This is a genomic window from Mycobacterium sp. TH-M15 (genome assembly GCF_057473705.1).
This window is the reverse complement of sequence record NZ_JBYCLB010000606.1, coordinates 1-4,751: the sequence shown is the minus strand read 5'-3', so window position 1 is coordinate 4,751 and position 4,751 is coordinate 1. Positions and strand designations below refer to the sequence as shown.

The window sequence follows — 4,751 nt, the reverse complement described above, 5'->3', positions numbered from 1 at the left end:
TGTGTCCGACGGCCGGCAGCCGTGACCACCGCGCACCAACCGACCAGCGAACCGGAGCGCGGGCCACCGCCTGCGCCAGTTCGGCCGGTGGAGCCGCGACGGGTGTGCATTCTTCGCCGACCAGGCTCACGCTGACATCCTTGATCCCCACCACGTCGGCGACGCCGATGACCAGGTCGACCGCGGCGGCGACGCTGCCGTTGTAGAAGCTCTCCATCATCGACGCGGAGGTGTCAACGGCAATCACCGCTGGGCCGCGCCCGGCCTGGCCGTGCCGTCCAGCGCTGCGTCGCGCCGCGGTGCGCGCCAGGCTGGACAACGGACTGAGCGGCGTATCAGCCACGGCGCGAACCGCCACCTGGATCCGGTCACCGATCGGCGTTATCGTCGCCAAATCGATGGTGCTGCAGCCGGATGCGTCCACCGGGTCGAAATTTATCTGCACCGGGTCGACCTCGTTCGCCGAATCGTCGCCGATCGCAAGGTGCACCACAGTGTCATGTCCGAACGTCGGCCCGGACACCGGTCGCACACGGACGGTCAGTTCGGCGGTGACCGTCGGAATCACCACCAGGTGCGGGTTGGCCTGGACGAACCGCTGACCCGGCGCGGTATCGACGTACAACTGCGCATCGCCGACCGCCCCACTGATCGAGACCGACATCGGCTGGCCGAGGATTTCTATGCTCGCGGTCCGGGTCCCCAGAAGGTAGATCGGCATCATCCGCCCCAAGGAGAGATGTGTCGGCCGCCCGCGGCCCGATCAGCCAGTAGCCTATGCACGCTGCGGCGGTATTGGCGCAGCGTACCGTCGGATGCGCCCCTCGCGAGCGCGGTAATTCGCTCCATGATCGTGTCAGCGTCGACGTTCTCCGCGGTGGACGATCGAGCGGCCGCCGAACGCAGTAGCGAACATACATCAGCCTCGTCACCGGACCTGCACAGCAGTGTGGCGGCGATCAGTTCGTTGGCGTCGACCGCGCCCGAGTCGACCAGCGCGTCCATCCGGTCGACCGCCTCGGCACCCAACTCGGCATCGGAGATCAACCCCACGGACACGTCGAGCGGTGGTACATCGGCCACCGCGGCGAGCAACGTCAGAACGATCAGTCTTCGGGAAAAGTCGCGATGGGCGCGTGGCAAGTCCGGTGCGGCCAGCACGTCGTTCCAGTGCTGCACATACTCTTCGCCGTGCGTCCGCAGATACCCGGTCGCCAACCATTGCGCGGGCTCCAGCAACCGTAGCGCAGCACACGCGACGGCCCGGTCGCCGATCTCGGCGGCCATCACCCGCTCGGCGAGGCTGTGCAACGCCGCGGAGTCCGGCACACCGACCAGCGTGGCGATAGCCGGTCCGACGGGCGGGCGCCCGTCCCCGACTGCGATCAGCAACTCGGCCGGATCCCACGGCACCGGGTCGAATCGAACCTCGGCGACCGAGCCCCCCGCGCCGCGGTGATACAGCCACCACAACGCCGGAAACCGATCCCGGCTCCGCGAGGCACCCGACGTCAGCGCGATCGCTCCGCGCAGTGCCGCAGCGGTCCACACCGGGTCCCCTGGCTGGGCCTGTGCCACCTGCTGTGCACTCGGGGTGGGCACGCCGTCGGCCAGCCACTCCAGCAGCTGCTGGCACGGCTCGGCGCCGCCCGGGCGCTCGACGGAGTCGAGAACCGCCGCGGCAAGCAGCGCCCGCGTCGGCCGGCCGACGGCCGTACCCAGCCGATCGATCGTCTGCCCGCCTGCGGTCTCGTCCAACAGCAGCGGGACCACCTGTTGTTCGACAACCTCGCGAACCAGGTCGCCGCACCCGGACGACACCAGCAGATCCGTTGCCCGCAGCAGCATTTCCGAGTTGGCCCGACCGATCGTGGACAGCGTGGACGGGGCCTCGGCGGCGAGCGATCCGGGTATCGTGCCGGGTGCGAACGGCCGCGCCGGCACCGGGTTGCGGCCGTGCGACGCCAGCCATTCCGGGTCGCGCAGCGCCCGGCAGATATACATGGAGTTCGCGATATCGGCGAACAGCCCCTTCGATGAGGCGACCGCCCGCCATGCGTCGGCGGTCGTCACGCCCGCCGAATCCCGGACTGCCGTCTCGACGGTGTCGGTGATCACCGGATCGGCCCTGAGTCGGGGCGGGCCGACCGAGATCACCAATCTGGCTTCCGGTGCGACGTCTGCCCAGCTCTCCCGGTTGAGCACCGCCAACGCCATCGGCAACGCGGCCGGCAGGTCGGCGCCGCCGATGCGGCGGGTGAGCTCGTCGATGTCGACGATCACCTGAGCGGCGGACAGCGGGTCGACCAAGACGACCTGAGCCATGGCCGACCACGGCGTCACGGCGATGGGCTGCCCGCGAGCGGTGTGGTGCGGTTGACGGTGCAGTTCACCGACTGACAGCTCCTCGGCTTCGTCGATAACCAGCACCCGCTCCGACACCCCGGGCAGGTCGCATCGCGGTACCACGACCAGATGCAGTAAGTCGCGCAGTGCATGCTGCAGGTCATACCCTCGTTCGAAGGTGGAAAAGCCCAGTCTGCCTGCGGTTCCGGCGGACGTCAGGAAGCTCACCGCGCCGATCCAGAGTGCGGCTGACTGGATGCTGTCGACGCCGAGTACCACGGTCGGGCCGCCGCCGAGCGCCGCGGCGACCGCGTCGAGCAGGCCGCACAGTGTGTTGAGGCGCCAGGTTTCGGTGTCACAGATGAAATCGACCACGGTTCCGGCCCCAACCAGACACCCGGGTGGGGGCGGCTCGCCGGGAAGGTGCGCAGCACGGATCGCCTCGGCGCCGTACGGCGTCAGCCAACCCCGCGACCCCCACCGTTCGATGGGGCGCAGCAGATCTTCCGCCCGGAACGCGTCACGGTCCAGGACGGCATGGACGAACGCGTTGCCGGGACGGCCGCTGTCGTCGAAACCAGCTGGCGCGGTGTGCCAGTACGCAGAGACACGCTCGCCGACGCGCCGGTACGCCAACCGGTGTGGCAGGGCGCCGATCTGGTCTGGTGTCGGGTAACGGGGCAGCGGCGCGACCGGGTTGATCGTGGTGTGGATTCCGGTGACCAGCAGCCGGGATTCCTCCGCGGTGATCTGACCGTTGGTCTCCTTCACCTGCCAACCGCCGGGACCGGCACCGGCGTCGAGCGAGGTGTAACCGAGCTGCCCGAAACGCTCCGTCATCTCGGGATCGTGCCCGGTGTCAGCATCAACGCGTCGATCGAGGGGTCGAGCAGCGCCAGCAACCGCAGGCGATTCGGCGGCAGGTTGGCGAACAACCGAATCCAACCGCGCAGGCCGCGCACGTCACCGTTCCAGGTCTCGTTGCCGGAGGCGGTGTTTGACAGTTGAAACTCCTTGGAACGACCGGTGATCGGATGTCCATCAGGGTCGACCCGGGCCACGTCGACCGCGGTGCCGTCGGTGGCGCTCAACGGTATCCGCTCGCTGTTGTTGATCAGCACGAACGGTGGCGATCCGGCGGTCTCCCCTTCGGCGCGCACGCACACGGCCGCGCTGATCGGGGCACCGACTGGATCCCGACCGACCCGGACGTCGTACCAGAGTCGCAGCAACCCGTCGTACTCGATCGAGGTGGGCAGACCGCGTACCGGCCGGCCACCGCTGAACGCGACCGGGACCAGATGCAGTGAGCATCCGCGGCTGGGGAGCGTACCGACGAACTGCATGCCGCCGTACTTCTCGTAGTCGGCCAGGGCGATCTCGTAGGACCGACCGCTCAGCCCCCGCCGTGGGTCGTGCCCCTTCGGCGCGAGGTAGACGACCACCGATGCCGCGCCCTCCGGCCATCCGAAGGTGAGCACCTGCTTGTTGCAGTACTCCAGCAGCGCCACGTCGGTCACCCACCCGGTGCGCACCGACGAGATGCTCTCGCCGAGGCGGGCCCGCCCGTCCACCACGGTGACCGGGGTGAAGTACGCCCGACTCCAGTCCTTCGGCCAGGGCACTCCGATCATCGACGACTTGCGGGTGCCGTGTTCGTCGGTGCGCTCCTCCACCGGATGGACCAGTTGCGCATCGGAAGGCAGCCCCACCTGGCCGAGCACCGATTCATCGAGGTCGAACGAGTGCGCGTCCGCGCTCGCCGCGGCCGGGGTGCGGAATACCAGCACCCGGCCGACCCGGGGAGCCGTCCACTGCAGGTCGAAGACGGTGCCGCCCCGGTCGCCGTGCATGGTCAACGCCAGGTCGGCTACCGGCTCGAGCACCGCGGAGACGGCGATCTCGGTGTCGACCGCCTCGGAGAGCCGGACCACGCCGTCGACCTCGACCTCGCACCGCACCCGATACACGTAGTGGCGGCCGCGTTCGGCGTCGTGGTCGATGAAGCCGGTCAGGTTGGCGCTGTCCGCCGCGATCCGAAACGCCGGGCCGCCCCGGCCGGCCTGCTCGGGCGGGATTCGGTAGACATGGACGGCGGTGACTCCCGGGATTGCCGGCCACTGCCCGACGACCCGGCCGCTGTCGTCCCGGATGTCGACACCGTGCGGGGCCCCGATGACCACGCCGGCGGCGTGCAGCACCGGCTGTGCGGCGAACGCATTCGCCTGTGACGAACCGGCATTCACCCATACCTGAAGATGACGAACCGCCGAGACCGCGGGGCGGTCGTCGATCGCCGAGGTGGCCCGGGTGGATGCCACCAGGTGCCCGTTGTCCGGGGAGTAGCCGCGATCCGTCTCGGTACTGACAAGCCGGTACACCAGATAGCGGTCAGCTGGCTCGCC

The 4,751-nt window shown here is 69.2% G+C and carries 3 protein-coding genes; all 3 read right to left on the bottom strand.

The window, feature by feature from the left end:
* Positions 1-664: hypothetical protein (locus tag AC2VNT_RS14860; RefSeq protein WP_486947585.1), on the bottom strand; the 664-nt coding region annotated here is incomplete at its 3' end.
* 56 nt (positions 665-720) lie between these two features.
* Positions 721-3,186, bottom strand: a complete 2,466-nt coding sequence (locus AC2VNT_RS14855; protein ID WP_486947584.1) for a GAP1-N2 domain-containing protein — start codon at positions 3,184-3,186, stop codon at positions 721-723.
* Positions 3,183-4,751: SaeA-related protein (locus AC2VNT_RS14850; protein WP_486947583.1), on the bottom strand; the 1,569-nt coding region annotated here is incomplete at its 5' end. The genes AC2VNT_RS14855 and AC2VNT_RS14850, both read right to left, overlap by 4 nt.